The sequence below is a fragment of the Psychrobacillus sp. BM2 genome, from assembly GCF_048572895.1.
Lineage (GTDB): Bacteria > Bacillota > Bacilli > Bacillales_A > Planococcaceae > Psychrobacillus.
Genome location: NZ_CP183878.1, coordinates 1276461 through 1295521 on the forward strand (window position 1 = coordinate 1276461; position 19061 = coordinate 1295521).

Consider the following 19061-nt stretch of genomic DNA (forward strand, 5'->3'; position numbering starts at 1 on the left):
ATGAAAGCAGAAATTATTGCAATAGGCTCTGAGTTATTACTAGGGCAGATTTCTAATACAAATGCCCGTTTTATATCCACTCAACTAGCGGAGATCGGTCTGGACGTATATTATCATACGGTAGTCGGAGATAATGCGGATAGGTTGTTAGAATCGATTCAAATAGCAGAAAAACGAGCAGACCTTATTATTTTCACAGGAGGATTAGGACCTACAAAAGATGATTTAACGAAGGAAACTATAGCTAAGCATTTAGGTATGAACCTTGTGCTCGATAATCATGCAATTATGTATATTGAAGATTTCTTTAAGCGTATGGATCGTAAAATGACGGAAAACAACAAAAAACAAGCGCTCGTTTTAGAAGGTTGCACTGTACTGGAAAATAAACATGGAATGGCACCTGGGATGTTACTTTCTACGGAAAGTCATTCATATATGCTACTTCCCGGGCCACCAAAAGAGATGGAGCCAATGTTCCAATTCGAAGCGAAGCCATTGTTGCCTAAGCTTATTTTAGATGAAAATGTAATTATGTCCCATGTTATTCGTTTTTATGGCATAGGCGAAGCAGAATTGGAAACAGAAGTGCAGGATCTACTAGATAACCAAACGAATCCTACACTTGCACCGCTTGCCTCAGATGGTGAGGTTACCCTTCGAATAACGGCAAAAAGCAATTCGGAAGAAGAAGCTTGGAAAAAGATTGAAGCATTACAAGCTGAAATACTCAACCGTGTTGGCAAATTTGTTTATGGTTATAATAATGACTCTTTGCCATCGAAGCTAAGAGAGATCCTTATTGAAAATAATCTCACCATTTCAGCTGCAGAAAGCATGACTGCTGGACTTTTTCAATCGGAGCTTGCTGCAGTACCAGGAATGGGAGAGGCTTTGGTAGGTGGAATGATAACCTATTCAGAAGACGTGAAGATTAAGCAATTAGGTGTCGATGCTGATATTATCAAGAAATACACCGTAGTTTCTAGTCAATGTGCAGAGCAAATGGCAATTCGAGTAAAAGAAATATTTCACACCGATATAGGAGTAGGTATCACTGGTGCGGCTGGTCCTGATGGTCATGGGGGGCAACCGGCAGGTACAGTTTGGATTGGAATCGCAATAGGTGAGACCAAGTCTATATCATATAAACTTAATCTTTCCGGTTTACGAAATACGAATAGAATTAGGGCAGTGAAGTTTACTATCTATTACTTGATACGTTTAATACGAGAACAAAAATTAGCAGGAATATAATTTTGATACAAAAAAACGGCCCAAAATTTAATTTTGAGTCGTTTTTCACACTCAAAATTAAATAGTTGCAAAAAATAAACGAATGAACGTTCGCTTTTTTCTTGTAAATTTCTCAAAGACCGAGTATAGTAAGAATAGAAATAAAAAAACATCAACATTTCTTTTGAGGAGGAAATATAATTGGCTAATAATGATCGTCAAGCAGCATTAGATATGGCGTTAAAACAAATAGAGAAACAATTTGGCAAAGGTTCTGTTATGAAACTAGGAGAAAAAACAAATCTTGAAATTTCTACTTCTTCTAGTGGTTCATTAGCATTGGATGCAGCGCTAGGAATAGGCGGATATCCAAGAGGACGTATTATTGAAATATACGGTCCAGAGAGTTCAGGTAAAACAACTGTTGCTCTACATGCCATTGCAGAAATACAAAAAACTGGCGGTACAGCAGCGTTTATCGATGCCGAGCATGCGCTAGACCCAGTATATGCACAAAAACTTGGTGTAAATATTGACGAATTACTTTTATCTCAACCAGATACAGGAGAACAAGCTCTTGAAATTGCAGAAGCACTTGTACGTAGTGGAGCAATTGAGATTTTAGTAATTGACTCGGTAGCTGCTTTAGTACCTAAAGCTGAAATTGAAGGAGAGATGGGAGATTCTCATATGGGTCTTCAAGCTCGACTAATGTCTCAAGCATTACGTAAACTTTCAGGTGTTATTAGTAAGTCAAACACAATCGCCATTTTCATCAACCAAGTTCGTGAAAAAATTGGAGTAATGTTCGGAAATCCGGAAACTACAACAGGTGGTCGTGCGCTTAAATTTTATAGTTCTGTCCGTTTAGAAGTAAGACGTGCAGAAGCGATCAAACAAGGCACCGATATTATGGGTAACAAAACGAAGATTAAAGTAGTGAAGAACAAAGTTGCTCCACCATTTAAAACTGCAGAAGTAGATATTATGTATGGTGAGGGGATTTCTCAAGAAGGAGAAGTAGTTGACATAGGATCAGAGTTTGACATTATTCAAAAAAGTGGTTCTTGGTATGCGTACAATGAAGAGCGCATAGGTCAAGGTAGAGAAAATGCAAAACAATACTTAAAAGAAAATCCTTCTATTAAAGCAGAAATTACAGGGAAAATCCGTGAATCACTTGGAATGGCAGCAAGCGCCTTAACGATCGGCGGTCATGAAGTTGAAGAGGAAGAAGACGGAGAACTTGAATTATTATTAGAAGATGAAAAATAAAATCCAGATAGTCTCTCATTTTTGTGAGAGGCTATTTTTTTGAAAATATATAAAAATGTTCCTTGTACACTAGGTTCATGATAATTAAACAAATAATAATCCTGCTACGATTTCCGCTTCAGGCGGACGCTTACCGCAGACATGGCCTCAGCCTCATTGTTTGCTGCGCTCCTGAGGGTCTTCAGCTCAAGCTAATACGCTGAAGTAGCTCCTTCCACTACAATCAATTAAGTGAGTGAGTCGTACTGCACTCGGAAATATAGCATAGCTTCGCTTAAATGTTAAGATTGGTAAAATTTAAGAGAGTGATAAAAACATTTGTAATCACGGTTGAATTTAAGATGCTATTATTTTAAATGGCTGAAGGAAGCAGATTTTCTTTAATACTAGTGGAACTAAAGAGAAATAATTAGTATTAAATAAAGTAGTGAATTAGCGAACGCAATTGCATCTTCGAGGCCCATATGATGTGGGTCAGGCAGTCGTTGCGACACGATGTCGCGTACTTAGACTGTCATCTTCCCAAGGTATAGTTAGTATCTTTTCTTTAGTTACCCAAAAACGATCTTACTTTTTTTAAAAGTTATAGAACGATGGACAGACAAATACCATAAGATTACCGAAAAAAGGATGCTGGTTTGTGTGACGTCCGTCACAACAAACCAGCATCCTAATAATTAACTCGGTAATCATACAGTAAAACGGCGGTCCAAAGCTCTAAAAATGATAGAAACAGGTTTTTATCTTGAAAGAAGCTTGTAATTTTTTTCTGTAAGTTTCAAATAATTAATTGTATATTTATCCATTAGTAAGAAAACACCCATAAACAGATGTTTATTTTGTCCTACTTTTCATATATTATACCTCCCTTCCTTGACAGAGTATTTCTACATCTATACAATTAAAATTGTATAATTTCTTTATTATTAAATGATTATTGGCATTACGTATATGTTTTTGTATATACGTGCCGACTGAAACTAAAAAGTATAGCAATAGGGGGTGTTCGAATGACAGAAATTATCATCTCCGCTTTGCTTGGTCTGATTGTCGGTGCCGTTGTTGGTTATATTTATCTGAAAAACGTGAACGATTCAAAAGTGACTGGTGCGAAACAATCTTCAGCAATCATCATAGATGAAGCAAAGCGAGAAGCGGAAGCGTTGAAGAAAGAAGCACTTTTAGAAGCCAAAGATGAAACTCACAAATTACGAAATGAAGCAGAATCTGACATCCGTGAACGCCGAGGCGAACTGCAAAAACAGGAAAATCGGTTATTACAAAGAGAAGAGAACCTTGATCGTAAAGATGATGCTCTAAACAAGAGAGAAGTAGGTCTTGAGCGTAAAGATGATGCTCTAACTGAAAGACAACAGCATATCGAACAGAAAGAAAGCAAAGTGGATGAACTAGTTAACAAGCAACAAACTGAACTAGAAAGAATTTCTACTTTAACTCGAGAAGAAGCGAAAACAATTATTCTTCAAGAAGTAGAAAATGAACTTGCTACGGATATTGCTGTGATGACGAAGGAATCGGAATCTAGAGCGAAAGAAGAATCCGATAAAAAGTCTCGTGAGATTCTTTCCCTTGCGTTACAACGTTTTGCAGCAGATCATGTTGCAGAAACAACTGTGTCTGTAGTTAACTTACCAAATGATGAGATGAAAGGTCGCATTATTGGACGTGAAGGTCGAAACATTCGTACACTTGAGACGTTAACCGGTATTGATTTAATTATCGATGATACTCCAGAAGCTGTAATTCTTTCAGGCTTTGATCCAATTCGAAGAGAAACTGCCCGTTTGGCACTTGAAAAACTGGTGCAAGATGGACGAATTCATCCAGCACGAATCGAAGAAATGGTAGAAAAGTCTAGAAGAGAAGTAGATGAACAAATTCGTGAAATTGGCGAACAAACTACATTCGATATTGGGATTCATAATTTACATCCAGATCTTATGAAAATTTTAGGTAGACTCCGTTATCGTACAAGTTATGGTCAAAATGTGTTGAAACACTCAACAGAAGTTGCCTATTTAGCAGGGTTGTTAGCAGCGGAACTTGGTGAAGATGTAACACTCGCAAGACGTGCAGGGTTACTACATGACATTGGGAAAGCAATTGACCATGAAGTGGAAGGTAGCCATGTAGAAATTGGTGTCGAACTTGCAAGAAAGTACAAAGAACACCCAGTAGTTATTAATAGTATTGCTTCCCATCATGGAGATACAGAAGCTACTTCTGTTATTGCCGTATTAGTGGCTGCTGCCGATGCATTATCTGCTGCAAGACCAGGTGCAAGAAGTGAAACATTAGAAAACTATATTCGTCGCTTGGAAAAACTAGAAGAAATTTCTGAATCCTATGAAGGTGTAGAAAAATCTTTTGCTATTCAAGCAGGACGTGAAATTCGTATTATGGTTCGTCCAGATCAAATTGATGACTTAACTGCTCATCGTTTGGCAAGAGATATCAGGAAACGAATCGAAGAAGAATTAGATTATCCAGGTCATATTAAAGTGACTGTTATTAGAGAAACTAGAGCTGTAGAATATGCTAAATAACATACAGTAATGGTGTTCAACTGTTTCATAAGTTAGTATTAACAAAAAGGCTTCGAAATGAAGCCTTTTTTTCGTGAAAGGAATGAAGTATTAATGAGAATATTATTTATAGGTGATATCGTTGGTTCTATTGGCCGCGATACATTAGAAGATTATCTACCAAGACTAAAAAGAAAATATAATGTGGATGTAGTTATTGCTAATGGGGAGAATGCGGCTGCAGGTCGTGGGATTACGAAAAGTATTTTTCAGTCATTGCTTCATATGGGTGTAGACGTAGTAACAATGGGTAACCACACCTGGGATCAAAAAGAAATTATGGATTTTATTGATGACACGGACTATTTAATCCGCCCTGCCAACTTTTCGGAGGATGCTCCTGGTAAAGGGATGACCTCTATATCTAAAGGCGGGCATACCATTTCAGTGATTAATATGCATGGCCGGACGTTTTTACCACCACATGATGATCCGTTTAAAATGGCTACAAAAATGGTTGAAGAAGCAAAAAAATTATCACCAATCGTCTTTGTTGACTTTCACGCAGAAGCTACAAGTGAAAAGATTGCATTTGGCTGGCATTTAGATGGAAAGGCTTCTGTTGTAGTTGGAACACATACCCATGTTCAAACGGCAGATTCTCGTATATTACCTGGAGGTACTGCTTATATTACAGACGTTGGTATGACAGGTCCATACGATGGTGTTCTAGGCATGAAAAAAGAAGATGTGCTTTACCGTTTCCAAACGAATATGCCAACTCGTTTTGAAGTACCTAAGACTGGGCGTTCTGTACTTAGTGGTTTCTTCGTAGAAGTAGATAATACCACTGGGAAAGCAATACACCAAGAACGGATTTATATAAACGAAGATTACCCGTTTAAAGGCTAAAAAGTCTAAAAGATTCCTTCTGCGCATACGTTAGGTTATGGACCAGAAGCAAGTTCATAATATAGCGATAAAAGGAGAAATGATAGTGGATTCTTTAAAAGTATCTTCCCGTTCAAACCCAAATTCAGTTGCTGGGGCATTAGTTGCAGTAATTAGAGAACAAGGGTATGCAGAAATGCAAGCAGTAGGAGCAGGAGCATTAAATCAGGCTATCAAAGCGATAGCGATTGCAAGAGGATTCGTAGCCCCAAGCGGAACAGATCTAACTTGTTCACCTGCTTTCACCGATATTGTCATATCTGGTGAAGATCGAACAGCTTTAAAGTTACTTGTTGAAAAAAAATCCAAATAAACGGGAGGTTGCTGCTCATTGAGTAGCAGCCTCTCTTTTTAAGGGGATAGAATATTTTTTTAATAGAATTAATACAGAAAAAAGTGTTTATAAGGAACGAAGGCTAAAAGCGCTGCCTCGTGCGGCAATGCCTTCGTGACCAACATCCTGTTGGCCTCCGTCAAAGGTCTGAATTTCTATAAAAATACGGAGAATACATAGTGATAAACGCTACTTCATGATAAACTTATGAAGGAAATTAGCATTTAATCGAACAGTAAGGAGATGTTTATATGTTGCAACAGCTTTCTTGGAAAGTAGGAGGGCAGCAAGGAGAGGGGATTGAAAGTACAGGAGAAATATTCTCCATGGCGATGAACCGCCTAGGATACTATCTGTACGGATACCGTCATTTCTCTTCTCGAATTAAAGGTGGCCATACAAACAATAAAATCTGTGTACGTCCTACGCAAGTTCGTACAATTCCAGATGATTTAGATATCTTAGTAGCATTTGATCAAGAAACAATTGACGTCAATTATAAAGAGTTAACTGAAAAAAGTATAATTCTGGCAGATGCAAAATTCTCACCAGTAGAACCTGAAGATTGTAAGGCACCTATGTATATCGTCCCTTTCACAGAGATAGCTGCAGAGCTTGGAACATCTCTTATGAAAAACATGGTAGCAATTGGCGCTAGTGCCGCATTACTTAACTTGGACAAAGCTGTATTCCAAGGTGTGGTTGATGAAATTTTTGGAAAAAAAGGACAAGAAGTAGTAGAAAAAAACATGCAAGCTATTCAACAAGGCTTTGATACAATGGCTGAACAGTTGGGAGATCGTTTAGGAGAATGGGAGATAGCTCCAGCAGACGGAAAACACCGAATGTTTATGATAGGAAATGATGCAATTGCACTTGGCGCATTAACAGCAGGTGTTCGTTTTATGGCGGCATATCCGATCACACCAGCTTCTGAAATTATGGAGTATATGATTAAAAAACTACCACTATTTGGTGGAGCAGTTATTCAAACAGAGGATGAAATTGCCGCTGCTACAATGGCAATTGGCTCAAACTATGGTGGTGTGCGTGCATTTACGGCGTCAGCAGGGCCAGGACTTTCATTGATGATGGAAGCAATCGGTCTTTCAGGTATGACCGAGCAACCGCTTGTAATTGTAGATACACAACGCGGTGGACCATCAACGGGACTTCCGACGAAACAGGAGCAATCCGATTTAATGCAAATGATTTATGGGACTCATGGAGAAATTCCAAAAGTAGTTATTGCACCAAGTACTGGAGAAGAAGCCTTCTACGATACTATTCAAGCATTCAATATTGCGGAGGAATTGCAGCTTCCAGTAATTATCTTGTCCGATTTACAACTGTCACTTGGTAAACAAACAGTGGAGCCATTTGATTATTCTAAAGTTGAAATCCGTCGTGGTAAATTAGTAGAAAATGAAGAGATCCCAGTAGCGGAAGATAAATCGTACTTCAAGCGTTATGAAGTAACCGAAGACGGCGTTTCCCCACGTGTCCTACCAGGTATGGAGCATGCTATTCATCATGTAACTGGAGTAGAGCATGATGAAACAGGTAAGCCATCGGAAGCGTCTACAAATCGTAAAGCTCAAATGGATAAACGTTTAGGGAAGCTTCAGCATATTAACTTCAGAGAGCCTGTATATGTAAAGGCACCATACGAAGAAGCAGATATACTATTTGTTGGCTTCAACTCAACTAGAGGAGTGCTTGAAGAATTACAGCAAACACTAATTGAAAGTGATGTTAAAGTAAATCATGCACATATTCGCTTAATACATCCATTCCCAGTGGAAGAAATGCAAACGCTAGTTGGGAAAGCAAAAAAAGTGGTAGTAGTCGAAAATAACGCAACAGGGCAATTAGCAAATATCATTAAAATGAATGTTGGCGGTCATGATAAATTAGTAAGTGTTACGAAATATGATGGCACACCATTTCTACCATTAGAGCTTGCACAACAAGTAAAGGAGTTGCTAACAGATGGTAACATTTAAAGATTTTCGTAATAACGTAAAGCCTAACTGGTGTCCAGGTTGTGGTGACTTCTCGGTGCAGGCAGCCATTCAACGTGCTGCGGCAAATGTAGGCATTCAACCACATGATTTAGCTGTAATTTCTGGTATCGGCTGTTCTGGCCGTATTTCTGGATACATTCATTCATACGGTTTTCATGGCATTCACGGTCGCGCACTTCCAATAGCGCAAGGATTGAAAATGGCCAACAAAGATCTGCATGTTATCGCTTCCGGCGGTGATGGTGATGGGTTTGCAATTGGGATGGGTCATACTATCCACTCTATCCGCCGTAATATTGATATAACATATGTGGTTATGGACAACCAAATCTACGGATTAACAAAAGGACAAACATCCCCACGTTCAGCAGAAGGCTTTAAAACGAAGTCAACTCCTGGTGGAGCAATTGAACCATCCGTTCAACCATTAGAACTTGCTCTTACGTCTGGCGCAACATTTGTAGCACAAGGATTTTCTTCGGATATTAAAGAGCTAACTGCTATTATCGAAGCAGGGATCAATCATAAAGGTTTCTCGTTCATTAATGTATTTAGCCCATGTGTAACATATAACAAAGTAAATACGTATGATTGGTTTAAAGAACATCTAACAAAGCTTTCTAATGTGGAAGGATATGACTCTACTAATAGAGAAGAAGCTATGAAAGTAGTAATGGAAGCAGAAGGTCTTGTAACAGGTATCATTTATCAAGATGAAAATGCACCATCCTACCAAGAACAGGTTCCTGGCTATGCTAATGCACCACTTGTCGATCAAAATTTAAAGATGAGTGAACAGGAATTCAATGCATTACTACAAGATTTTATGTGATAATATTCGAGCTCATGAATTTTAAAGTTCATGAGCTTTTTTTAATTTTTTAGCTATTTTCCTGTGTGATAGCCCATAAATATTGAAATACGGCTCATAAAAATTAAAAAATAACCTATAAACACTAAGTACCTATAAATGGACATAAGTATAGCCCTTATATATTCTGATATAGCCCTCAAGTATGAAAAATAGCCCATAATTGCTACCAACCACCTCAATACACCAATAATATGAACATAATTTGTCTAATTAAGAAATTTTAAGCTGAATGCCTTGTAGGAACAGAGAAATATTCAGTATAATAGGAGGGATATTCGTACTTTTCACGAATGAAGGAAAGGAGAGTTCTTATGAACGAGGAATCACGTTTACAAAGTACTCAAGTGAAAGAAGTTAGCTCTTTGGATAAAAAATCCGAAAAGGATTATAGTAAATATTTTCAAGCAGTCTACACTCCACCATCATTAAAAGATGCGAAAAAACGTGGCAAAGAAGATGTTGAATACCATAACGACTTTGCTATTGCAGAGCAATTTAAAGGCATGGGTCAAAACAGAAAATTTTATATACGCACATACGGCTGTCAAATGAACGAGCATGATACTGAAGTGATGGCGGGTATCTTTATGCAACTAGGTTATGAACCAACTGACACTGTTGATGATGCTAATGTTGTATTACTTAATACTTGTGCCATTCGTGAAAATGCTGAAAACAAAGTATTTGGTGAGCTTGGTCACTTTAAGCATTTAAAACAAAAAAATCCGGATGTATTAATCGGAGTCTGCGGATGTATGTCGCAGGAAGAATCAGTTGTCAATAAAATATTAAAAACTTACAATCAAGTAGATATGATTTTTGGAACGCATAATATTCACCGTCTTCCTAACATATTACACGAAGCATACCTTTCAAAAGAAATGGTTGTGGAAGTTTGGTCTAAAGAAGGTGACGTTATAGAAAACCTGCCGCGTGTACGTAAAGGTTCGATTAAAGCATGGGTCAACATTATGTACGGCTGCGATAAATTCTGTACATATTGTATCGTTCCATACACACGTGGGAAAGAGCGCAGTCGCCGTCCAGAAGATATAATTCAGGAAATAAGACATCTAGCTGCGCAAGGATACAAAGAAGTTACATTACTTGGTCAAAATGTAAATGCATATGGAAAGGACTTTGAAGATTTAGATTACCGTTTTGGTGATTTAATGGATGATCTTCGGAAGATTGACGTTGCGCGCATACGTTTTATGACTAGTCATCCAAGAGATTTTGATAATCATTTAATCGAAGTGCTTGCAAAAGGCGGAAATTTAGTCGATCATATTCATCTTCCAGTTCAATCCGGATCATCCGATATACTTAAAATAATGGCTCGTAAATACACAAGAGAACATTATTTAGAGCTAGTTGGAAAGATAAAGGCTGCTATTCCAAATGTTTCGTTAACAACAGACATAATTGTTGGATTCCCAAATGAAACAGAGGAACAATTTGAAGAAACGATGTCACTGTATAAAGAAGTTGGCTTCGAAATTGCCTATACGTATATATACTCTCCAAGAGAAGGTACGCCAGCTGCAAAAATGATAGATAACGTACCGATGGAAGTGAAAAAGGAAAGACTTCAGCGTTTAAATAAGCTTGTAAATGATATGTCTGCTGAAGCTATGAGAAAATATGATGGACAAATTGTGGAAGTTTTAGTCGAAGGCGAAAGTAAAAATAATCCAGATGTACTTGCAGGATATACAAGCAAAAGTAAGCTAGTAAATTTTGTGGGTCCAAAGAATATCATCGGTCAAATAGTTAAAGTAAAAATAACAAACGCAAAAACATGGTCACTTACTGGAGAACTAGTAAATGAAACAATCGAGCAAAAGGTGGGAGTATAATGTCTACTACAAAATATACTAGAGACGATATTATCGAAAAAGCAAAAGAAATTGCAACTATGATTGCAAATACAGAGGAAGTTGAATTCTTCAAACGTGCAGAAGAGCAAATCAATGAAAATACAAAGGTACGTGAAAAAATAGCAAGTCTTAAAAGCTTACAAAAACAAGCAGTAAACTTTCAACACTTAGGGAAAGAGAAGGCACTGACATTAATTGAAGGTAAAATTACAGCAATCGAAGAAGAAATTGATGGCCTTCCAATTGTACAACAATTCAAACAATCTCAAGGTGACGTAAATAGTCTACTACAATTAGTGGCAAATTCAATTTCTAATAATGTAACTAACCAAATTATTGAAGCAACAGATGGCGACCTACTTAGAGGCGAAACTGGTTCGAAAGTCAAAAATACAACATACGATAGCTGTTCATAATTAGAAATAAATAGAGCGTACATTTAATCTTAAAACGATTAGATGTATGCTTTTTTTTGAAAGAAAGTATAAAATTATATAATAGAAATAAGATAGATAGAATTAAGGTTTAATATATGTCACTAAAATTTAAGCTGAAAAGCATATAGCTGAATATATGCTTTTCAGCTCGTCGAACTTGCTACAAAATAGGGAGCAGGATTCGGCGATGTTTTTTTCAAAACTGGCTGTAATTGTCATTTGGGAATTGATAGTCTAAATATTTACAGCTATAGTGTATAAAAAACGAATGGTTGATTAACATTAAAAATGACATAACTTGGAAAAATGATGCGAGGAAATGAAGGAACTTTGCAAATCCCCCTTAGTTTCTTCTACTTGCTTGAAAAAGGAGCTTGGTCTATGAATTGTCCAATCTGAACCCATAAATCATGTTAAAAGAACGTGAAATTTAATATGGGGGATTATAATGAAATCAAATAAGAATTTTATTTTATTAGTATCAGGGCAATCTATAGCCAATCTTGGGGATGTATTTTATATAGTTAGTGTAATTAGTATTTTATACAGATTAACTGGATCAGCAGCAGCCTCAGCCATGGTTCCGTTTACAATTACTTCAGCAATGTTTCTTTCTAGCTTATTAACACCATTATTTCTTGGGAAATATCGTTTAAAAACATTGTTAGTCTGGTCTCAAGGGATAAAAACCCTATTATTGATTGGACTACTAATATTGGTATACGCTTTTATAAATGATACGAATTATTGGATCATTTACTTTCTAGTAGGATTAATTGGTTTTTTAGATGGATTTGCTAATCCTGTTATGTGGACGTTTTTACCTTATTATGTAGAGGATGCTTTGCTTGTTAAGGCAAATAGCATGGTAGAAACAGTTACACAAATGATTCAAATAGCTGCTTGGCTTTTTGGAGGATTGTTACTTCTGGCTGTTAGTCCTTTTAACTTAATCATGTTGGTCAGTTTCTTATTTTTAATATCTACCATAACTTTAAGTCTTCTTCAGCACGTAAAACATGTCGACGAAAAAGAGGCTACCTTTTGGTCAAAACTCACTGAAGGATGGAGAAGTATAGGTGACACGCCAGTATTAAGAAAGATCATACAGATGGATATCATAGAGACAATAGCGGGGACTGTATGGATTGCAGCAATTCTTTACGTATATGTGGAGCAGGTACTAGTAGCAGGAGAACAATGGTGGGGCTATATAAATGGATCGTTTTTTATAGGATTTTTGGTAGGAAGCCTTTACTGTTTAAAATATCCTCAAATGGTAGAACAATATAAATTTTATTTTATCTTTTTCGGCGCTTTGATAAGTGGGGTGCTGACGATAATATTCGGCTCTATTAGTCATCCAGCAATTGCTTTAATTCTTTCGGCATGTATTGGTCTATTCAGTCAAGTAAAAAATATCCCACAGCAAACAGTTATTCAACGAAGTGTTTCTATAGAAAAACTTGTTACTGTATACACTTCACTTGGAACTGTAGGTAGTGGAATATTTGGTGTATCAGCTTTAGCTATAGGAATAACTGCTGACCTAGTTGGTATAAGGGCTGTATTTGTTATTTCAGGTCTCCTATTGGTTATTGTAGCCTTAATTGTTTTTTTGAATAAAAAATTATTTGTATAGTAATTCAGGGGATGCCTTTAATGGGCATTCTCTTTTTAATAGACAAGTATAGGCAAGTAAAGCGTATCTTCACCAAGTAAAGGGTATAATAATATGGAAAAAGTAACAAGTCTGTTTTTATCTCTATAAAGGAAGGAAGATACGATGACAGATAATATAAAAGTAGGTTGGAACTTGGAAAATACCTATACCAGTCTTCCCGATATAATGTTTACAGCCATTAACGTAAATCCTGTAAGCAATCCAAAACTAGTCATATTAAATGAGGAATTAGCAACTTCGCTGGGGCTAGATTCTAACGCTCTAAAAAGTAGACAAAGTGTTGAAAAACTTGCTGGAAATCGTGCATTAGAAGGCGGTATACCATTAGCGCAGGCTTATGCCGGGCATCAATTTGGACATTTTACTATGTTAGGTGATGGAAGAGCTCTGTTGCTTGGTGAACAAATTACGCCCTCAGGAGAACTATTTGACATACAGTTAAAAGGCTCGGGTAGGACACCATATTCTCGAGGGGGAGATGGTCGAGCAGGACTTGGACCAATGCTACGTGAATATATTATTAGTGAATCTATGCATGCCCTTGGTATTCCAACAACTCGTAGTTTAGCTGTTGTAACTACTGGTGAAGACATTATGCGAGAAACAGTTGGGCCTGGTGCTGTAATGACGCGTATAGCTGCTAGTCATCTGAGAGTTGGCACATTTCAATTTGCTGCAAAATGGGGCACTATAGAGGATCTTAAAGCTTTAGCAGATTATGCAATAGAGAGACATTATCCAATATTAATGGATAATGAAAATCGATATCTTCTATTGCTCCAAGAAGTAATTGAACATCAGGCCGTTTTGATAGCTAAATGGCAACTTGTTGGTTTCATACATGGAGTGATGAATACAGATAACATGACGATAAGTGGCGAAACAATCGATTATGGGCCGTGTGCGTTTATGGATATTTATAACCCTAAAACCGTATTTAGCTCAATCGATTCCCATGGCCGTTATGCCTATGAAAATCAACCGAATATTGCAGCTTGGAACTTAGCAAGATTGGCAGAAAGCTTATTACCTCTTATTCATGAAGACCAGGAAGAGGCTGTGAAACAAGCGCAAGAAGCGATGGCAACTTATCCAGAAAAATATGAAACATACTGGCTAACAGGAATGGGAAATAAGCTAGGGATTTTTAATATAGAAAAAGCCGATATTTCGTTAATTGAAAATTTGCTTCAACTTATGGATAAATACGAGGCAGATTATACTAATACATTCCGTGCATTGACACTTAGTAAATTAGAAGAAACTGCTTTGTATGGCAAAGAAGATTTCAATCAATGGCATGAAAAATGGCAAGCAAGACTGGAAAAACAGGACGTGTCTAAAGACTTCATCCAGCGACTGATGCAAAAAAGTAATCCTGTTGTCATTCCGCGTAATCACCGTGTAGAAGAAGCACTTGAAGCAGCAGTGGTCAAAGAAGACTATAGTGTACTAGAGAATTTTCTTAAAGTAATTTCTAGACCTTACGATTATAATTCCGATTATATGGAATATACTTCCTTGCCTCCAGATACCTTAGGAGAGTATAAAACATTTTGTGGAACCTAATAAAAGTGAAAGACAAGCTTGTAAACTTTTTTAGTTCACAGGCTTGTCTATTATGACTTGTAACCAAGCTATTTTTTCTTTAAAATTATTAAATGAACAATCTATGTTCAATCTTTTTATCAAAAGGGAGTTTTTCAAACGAATGCAAACGACCAAAGTGGCGGATACAATCCGTAAAATAATTATGATTATAATTGGTGCAGCAATTGCTGGTTATGCACTAGAAGCAGTATTAATACCCAATTCAGTAATTGATGGTGGAGTAACAGGTGTTAGTATTATGGGTACGTACCTATTTAATATTCCATTAGGGGTATTATTATTTGTGTTAAATATTCCGTTTGTATACTTGGGGTATAAACAAGTCGGTAAAACCTTTGCAATAATGAGTATTATTGGGATAGCATCATTATCGATTTCTACAGTTCTAATGCATCAAATTGCGCCAATTTTAAGTGCCAAGGATCCCTTATTAGTAGTAATATCTGGGGGTGTTTTGCTAGGTGTTGGTATCGGGGTTGTCCTACGTAACGGTGGTGCACTTGATGGAGCCGAAGTTCTCGCGGTCCTTGTATCTCGAAAAGTACCGTTTTCAGTAGGGGACATTATTTTATTTATCAATGCGTTTATTTTCATAGGTGCAGGTTTTATATATGGATTAGAAAGTGCACTGTATTCTGCTACTACTTATTACATAGCTAAAATTGTTATTGATGTTATTCAAGTTGGTCTTGAAAAGTCCAAATCTGTTCGTATTGTTAGTAAACAATCTGAGGAGATCGGGTCTGCAATTCAGGATCGTTTAGGACGTGGTGTAACCTATTCTAGTGGTCGTGGAGGTTTTTCCAATGAAAAAATAGATATTGTCACATGTGTAATCACTCGTATGGAAGAAACCAAATTAATGACGATTATAAAAGAATTCGACACTAGTGCTTTTGTTGTAATCACAGATGTCGCAGAAGTCAGAGGCGGGAGCTTCAAAAAACGCGATATTCATTAATACAATAAACCCGTTAAATGACTATTTAAGTGATTTAACGGGTGTTTTTTATACGAAAATTATTTTCGTTTTTTCTTCCCAAGATCCTTTATAGAAGCTTTACTTTTTTCCACGACTTTTTCAAATTCTACTAGTACATGGATACCATTTTCTTCTGTTTCTTGAACACTAATCACTTTGCCTTTTCGCCCTTTGATTTTTAGTTCGTCATCGACTTTAGGAATATCTCTCAATACTTGAGTTAAAACAATTATGTTTTTCTCCATAAAATGAACTGCAAACATTTCCATTTCCCCTTATATTATAATTTTGAATCTATGTATTTTATGATTTTCTAAAAGATATAGAACTTTGAAAAGTTATAAAGGACATTAGTTTACGGATAAATAGTTTACTGTTAAACTATATTTGGAATATAAATAAATTTATTAAAGGAGTGTTACGAATGAGTAAACTTCAAGACAAAGTTGTAATTATTACTGGTGGTGCTGGTGGAATTGGGCTAGGTATGGCAAAAGCGATGGTGAAAGAAGGAGCAATCGTTGCGATTGTAGATGTGAATGATGAGACAGGTCATGCAAGTGAAAAAATATTGCAAGAAATTTCTCCAAAATCTATGTTTGTAAAAGCAAATCTTATGGATCGTGAAAACTTACCGAATATTATTAAAACAGTTATTGATAAATACGGTAAGTTAGATGTACTTGTAAATAATGCGCATGCATCGAAACAATTGACGATCGAGAACATTACACAAGCTGATCTAGATCTATCATTTGGTACTGGTTTCTATCCTACATTCTATTTGATGCAGGCAGCACTTCCCTATCTAAAAGAAACAAAAGGAAATATTATTAACTTTGCTTCTGGAGCAGGGCTGGCCGGTCATGAAACACAAGCGGCCTATGCAGCTGCAAAAGAAGCAATTCGTGGGATATCTCGTGTTGCAGCAAATGAGTGGGGTCGTTTCGGTATTAATGTAAATATCATTAGTCCGCTTGCAAACTCAGAAGGAGTACAAGCATGGGCACAAGCACAACCTGAATATTATCAATCCGTCGTAAGTAAAATTCCAATGGGTCGCTTTGGTGATGTAGAAGAGGATATTGGTCGCGTAGCCGTATTTTTGGCAAGTGAGGACTCGAGGTATATAACAGGTCAAACAATGATGGTGGATGGCGGATCCATCATGCTTCGCTAAATTAGTGATTTTTATGGAAAAAACAAATCTATTTAAACTTATTCATTCAAGCGAATTAATATCCAACGAAAATATTGTCAAATTTTCCTCTAAGTTTGCATATCCAGTTGGAATATCAGCCATTTTAGTACTAGCGCAGTTGCGTACGAATGGACCAAAAAAACAAAGTGAATTAGCTGATATTCTACAGTACTCAAAAGGTGCAATAACCAATATTTCATCAAAGCTTGTGAAATTTGAGCTTGCTGAACGACTGTATGATGAAGAAGATCGCAGGACAATCCATCTGAAGATAACTGCTAAAGGTCAATCAGCTCTTATTGAAGCACAAAAACTTGGGGAAGAAATATATGTGGAATTATTTGAAGATTTAACGGAGGAGGAACTTGCCCAATACTTAAGCATACAGAAAAAAATATTAAATGGCATGAAAAATAAAAGATTATCTATATAATCTTCTTCTATTAACACAAAGTTATAAATCGTCAATTCCTTTAAATTAGGGAATTGGCGTTTTATTATATCGTTTTCGTATTTTTTGATTTTTTAGATAAGGGTCATTCATTGGAAAAAAAACTAACTTCCTTGCAAATAATTTCTAAACTTGCTATCCTAATGTCAGTTAAATAATTTATCCTTCGGGGTCGGGTGAAAGTCCCAATCGACAGTAAGAGAGAAATCTTAAAGCCTGTGAGCCGTAAAACGCATGATTTGGTGTAAATCCAAAGCCGACAGTTACAGTCTGGATGGGAGAAGGAGTAAGTCCTATTGATAGGGTTTTTTAGTTATGCTAAAAAATCGCAACGAAAGGGCTTATTAAAGTATAACTTCTCTCGCATCCGATAAATTTTGGATGCGTTTTTTAATGTCTAGCTACAGCGCCTAGCCCGCCTGAGTCATTTCAGACTTGCGAATAAAGGCAAAGGTCGCACTTAGACTGACTTCCAAAGCATAGGTGCTTGTACTTTTCAAAATTGAATATTTATCCTTCGGGGTCGGGTGAAAGTCCCAATCGACAGTAAGAGAGAAATCTTAAAGCCTGTGAGCCGTAAAACGCATGATTTGGTGTGAATCCAAAGCCGACAGTTACAGTCTGGATGGGAGAAGGAGTAGTTCAATGCTTTTTGAGAAATAATGACAAAAGGTTTATTTGAATCTACCTAATTTTTCTCCGACACTTAAGTGTACGGAGTTTTTTATTTTTCCCGCTTTAACGGGCAGTAAGACTTCTACTTCAAGGCCTTGGCTCAAGCAACAAAACATATGGGAGATAACTGCCCGTAAAAGCCCGAATGGTTCAACTAACAATCAGTGGATGAAGAAAAACCCCCACTGATTGAAGTTTCACTTTTTATGAGGTTTATGATTTTCGCCTTAAAATACTAAGTAAAAGGAGGAAGCAATGTTTACAGGAATTATTGAAGAGCTAGGCACAGTAAAGAACGTCCAAAAAATTGGTAGCAGTATGCAGCTTGTTATCCGTGCAGAACGAATTTTAGAAGACATAAAATTAGGCGATAGCATCGCAGTGAATGGTGTTTGTTTAACAGCAATCGACTTTTCACAATCCGAGTTTACAGTAGATGTTATGCCAGAAACGTTTCAAGCGACTACAACCAATTTATTAAACAGTGGTTCAGCTGTCAACCTAGAAAGAGCAATGGCAGCAAATGGTCGATTTGGTGGTCATTTCGTTTCAGGGCATGTTGACGGAGTCGGAACAATGTTGAAGAAGCGTCCAACCGCAAATGCAGTTTATATCGATATTAAAGTACCTGAAGAAGTAGTTCACTTTTGTATACCGAAGGGGTCCATTACGATTGATGGCACAAGTCTAACAATTTTTGAAATAAATAAATCGACAATAACAGTGTCCCTAATTCCCCATACAAATAAGGAGACCGTGCTAGGGATGAAAAAAGAGCGTGAGCTAGTCAATATTGAATGTGACATGCTTGGAAAGTATATGCATCAATACGTTACAAATAAAAAGGAATCGACGATCACACAAGATTTTTTAAAGCAGAACGGTTTTTAAGGAGAT

General features: G+C 36.9%; 16 protein-coding genes and 2 riboswitches. Of the genes, 15 read left to right on the forward strand and 1 reads right to left on the reverse strand.

The features are described 5' to 3' along the window. The 12 genes from ACN6MX_RS05710 (at nt 1) to ACN6MX_RS05765 (ending at nt 15816) form a co-directional block, all read left to right on the forward strand. On the forward strand, nt 1–1257 hold the full coding sequence (locus tag ACN6MX_RS05710; protein WP_419961682.1) for a competence/damage-inducible protein A: 1257 nt from the start codon (nt 1–3) through the stop codon (nt 1255–1257). A gap of 180 nt (nt 1258–1437) precedes the next feature. After that, entirely contained in the window at nt 1438–2511 is a 1074-nt protein-coding gene (gene recA, locus ACN6MX_RS05715) for a recombinase RecA (RefSeq protein ID WP_419961683.1), read from the forward strand. Nucleotides 2512–3521: 1010 nt separating this feature from the next. After that, entirely contained in the window at nt 3522–5078 is a 1557-nt protein-coding gene (gene rny / locus ACN6MX_RS05720; RefSeq protein WP_419961684.1) for a ribonuclease Y, read from the forward strand. Between the two features lie 93 nt (nt 5079–5171). Beyond that, entirely contained in the window at nt 5172–5969 is a 798-nt protein-coding gene (locus ACN6MX_RS05725; protein ID WP_419962566.1) for a TIGR00282 family metallophosphoesterase, read from the forward strand. An 85-nt stretch (nt 5970–6054) separates the two neighbouring features. Continuing rightward, nucleotides 6055–6321, forward strand: a complete 267-nt coding sequence (locus ACN6MX_RS05730) for a stage V sporulation protein S (protein WP_419961685.1) — start codon at nt 6055–6057, stop codon at nt 6319–6321. A 272-nt stretch (nt 6322–6593) separates the two neighbouring features. Further along, nucleotides 6594–8348, forward strand: a complete 1755-nt coding sequence (locus ACN6MX_RS05735) for a 2-oxoacid:acceptor oxidoreductase subunit alpha (RefSeq protein WP_419961686.1) — start codon at nt 6594–6596, stop codon at nt 8346–8348. Then, nucleotides 8335–9201 carry a 2-oxoacid:ferredoxin oxidoreductase subunit beta gene (locus ACN6MX_RS05740; protein ID WP_419961687.1) on the forward strand — a complete coding sequence of 289 codons (867 nt, stop codon included), beginning with the start codon at nt 8335–8337 and terminating at the stop codon, nt 9199–9201. Before ACN6MX_RS05735 ends, ACN6MX_RS05740 begins: the two co-directional genes overlap by 14 nt. A 353-nt stretch (nt 9202–9554) precedes the next feature. Further along, nucleotides 9555–11102 carry a tRNA (N6-isopentenyl adenosine(37)-C2)-methylthiotransferase MiaB gene (gene miaB / locus ACN6MX_RS05745; protein ID WP_419961688.1) on the forward strand — a complete coding sequence of 516 codons (1548 nt, stop codon included), beginning with the start codon at nt 9555–9557 and terminating at the stop codon, nt 11100–11102. Continuing rightward, complete coding sequence (locus ACN6MX_RS05750; RefSeq protein WP_419961689.1) at nt 11102–11539, forward strand: RicAFT regulatory complex protein RicA family protein; 438 nt, start codon at nt 11102–11104, stop codon at nt 11537–11539. Before miaB ends, ACN6MX_RS05750 begins: the two co-directional genes overlap by 1 nt. Nucleotides 11540–12008: 469 nt before the next feature. Next, the gene (locus ACN6MX_RS05755; protein WP_419961690.1) at nt 12009–13202 is read left to right on the forward strand and encodes an MFS transporter; all 1194 of its coding nucleotides are present in this window, start codon (nt 12009–12011) and stop codon (nt 13200–13202) included. A gap of 144 nt (nt 13203–13346) precedes the next feature. Next, nucleotides 13347–14813 (forward strand): protein adenylyltransferase SelO, encoded by a 1467-nt coding sequence (locus ACN6MX_RS05760; protein WP_419961691.1) that lies wholly within the window; start codon nt 13347–13349, stop codon nt 14811–14813. Nucleotides 14814–14955: 142 nt separating this feature from the next. Next, nucleotides 14956–15816, forward strand: coding sequence for a YitT family protein (locus ACN6MX_RS05765; protein ID WP_419961692.1), 861 nt, complete (start codon nt 14956–14958; stop codon nt 15814–15816). Between the two features lie 59 nt (nt 15817–15875). Here the strand turns inward: ACN6MX_RS05765 and ACN6MX_RS05770 are convergent, their stop codons facing one another. Continuing rightward, nucleotides 15876–16100 (reverse strand): hypothetical protein, encoded by a 225-nt coding sequence (locus ACN6MX_RS05770; protein WP_419961693.1) that lies wholly within the window; start codon nt 16098–16100, stop codon nt 15876–15878. 161 nt (nt 16101–16261) lie between these two features. Here ACN6MX_RS05770 and ACN6MX_RS05775 point away from each other — a divergent pair, with 161 nt between their 5' ends. From ACN6MX_RS05775 to ribE, 3 genes are all read left to right on the forward strand, one after another. Beyond that, nucleotides 16262–17017, forward strand: coding sequence for an SDR family NAD(P)-dependent oxidoreductase (locus tag ACN6MX_RS05775; RefSeq protein ID WP_419961694.1), 756 nt, complete (start codon nt 16262–16264; stop codon nt 17015–17017). Nucleotides 17018–17030: 13 nt separating this feature from the next. Next, nucleotides 17031–17471, forward strand: coding sequence for a MarR family winged helix-turn-helix transcriptional regulator (locus ACN6MX_RS05780; protein ID WP_419961695.1), 441 nt, complete (start codon nt 17031–17033; stop codon nt 17469–17471). 176 nt (nt 17472–17647) lie between these two features. Continuing rightward, a riboswitch (FMN riboswitch) is annotated at nt 17648–17779 on the forward strand. Nucleotides 17780–17998: 219 nt separating this feature from the next. Further along, a riboswitch (FMN riboswitch) is annotated at nt 17999–18130 on the forward strand. Nucleotides 18131–18419: 289 nt separating this feature from the next. Further along, complete coding sequence (gene ribE / locus ACN6MX_RS05785) at nt 18420–19055, forward strand: riboflavin synthase (protein ID WP_419961696.1); 636 nt, start codon at nt 18420–18422, stop codon at nt 19053–19055. Nucleotides 19056–19061: the final 6 nt, after the last annotated feature.

Bases quoted from the DNA above. Each gene is read 5' to 3' on its own strand.
- ACN6MX_RS05710 (WP_419961682.1), top strand. From the start codon at position 1: ATGAAAGCAGAAATTATTGCAATAGGCTCTGAGTTATTACTAGGGCAG.
- ACN6MX_RS05735 (WP_419961686.1), top strand. From the start codon at position 6,594: ATGTTGCAACAGCTTTCTTGGAAAGTAGGAGGGCAGCAAGGAGAGGGG.
- ribE (WP_419961696.1), top strand. From the start codon at position 18,420: ATGTTTACAGGAATTATTGAAGAGCTAGGCACAGTAAAGAACGTCCAA.
- ACN6MX_RS05750 (WP_419961689.1), top strand. From the start codon at position 11,102: ATGTCTACTACAAAATATACTAGAGACGATATTATCGAAAAAGCAAAA.
- miaB (WP_419961688.1), top strand. From the start codon at position 9,555: ATGAACGAGGAATCACGTTTACAAAGTACTCAAGTGAAAGAAGTTAGC.
- ACN6MX_RS05775 (WP_419961694.1), top strand. From the start codon at position 16,262: ATGAGTAAACTTCAAGACAAAGTTGTAATTATTACTGGTGGTGCTGGT.
- ACN6MX_RS05770 (WP_419961693.1), bottom strand. From the start codon at position 16,100: ATGTTTGCAGTTCATTTTATGGAGAAAAACATAATTGTTTTAACTCAA.
- ACN6MX_RS05780 (WP_419961695.1), top strand. From the start codon at position 17,031: ATGGAAAAAACAAATCTATTTAAACTTATTCATTCAAGCGAATTAATA.
- ACN6MX_RS05740 (WP_419961687.1), top strand. From the start codon at position 8,335: ATGGTAACATTTAAAGATTTTCGTAATAACGTAAAGCCTAACTGGTGT.
- ACN6MX_RS05725 (WP_419962566.1), top strand. From the start codon at position 5,172: ATGAGAATATTATTTATAGGTGATATCGTTGGTTCTATTGGCCGCGAT.
- ACN6MX_RS05760 (WP_419961691.1), top strand. From the start codon at position 13,347: ATGACAGATAATATAAAAGTAGGTTGGAACTTGGAAAATACCTATACC.
- rny (WP_419961684.1), top strand. From the start codon at position 3,522: ATGACAGAAATTATCATCTCCGCTTTGCTTGGTCTGATTGTCGGTGCC.
- ACN6MX_RS05765 (WP_419961692.1), top strand. From the start codon at position 14,956: ATGCAAACGACCAAAGTGGCGGATACAATCCGTAAAATAATTATGATT.
- ACN6MX_RS05755 (WP_419961690.1), top strand. From the start codon at position 12,009: ATGAAATCAAATAAGAATTTTATTTTATTAGTATCAGGGCAATCTATA.